We start from the raw sequence: 599 nt of genomic DNA on the forward strand, positions 1-599 counted from the left end.
AAGTACACGACCGCGATGGCCAGGTACACCTCCAGCGAGCGGTACGACACGCTGATGATCTTCTGGCCCTCGTGCATGAGGTCGTGGATCGTGAGCAGCGACACCAGGGCCGAGTTCTTGATCAGCGCGATGAACTCGTTGCCCAGCGGCGGGATCATGCGCACCACGGCCTGCGGCAGCACCACGCTGCGCATCGCCTGGCCCGAGGACATGCCGATGGAGCGCGCGGCTTCCATCTGCCCCTTGTCGATCGACTGGATCGCGCCGCGCACGATCTCGGACACGTAGGCGCCCGAGTAGATGCCCAGGCCGATCACGCCGCACACGAAGGCCGGCAGCAGGATGCCGAACTGCGGCAGGCCGAAGAACAGGATGAACAGCTGCACCAGCAGCGGCGTGCCGCGGATGACCGCCACGTAGGCGGTGCACAGGCCGTACACGATGCGGTTGCGGGGATTGAGGCGGCCGATGCCCACCAGCAGGCCCATGACGCATCCGAGCAGCAGCGAGGCGGCCGTGATCTCCACGGTCACCGCCGCGCCCTGCAGCAGTTGGGGCCAGCCGGCCCATACGGGGGAAAAATCGAGTTCCATCGCTCC

Annotated in this window: 1 protein-coding gene; it reads right to left on the reverse strand. The window is 66.8% G+C overall.

Features of this window, described 5'->3' with window-relative positions:
• The coding region (locus GVL52_RS31655) for an amino acid ABC transporter permease (protein ID WP_200847946.1) at positions 1 to 599 on the reverse strand (599 nt) is incomplete at both ends.

It is taken from the genome of Rhizobium sp. 18055, from assembly GCF_902706285.1.
In the GTDB taxonomy this organism is placed as follows: Bacteria; Pseudomonadota; Alphaproteobacteria; order Rhizobiales; family Rhizobiaceae; genus Rhizobium.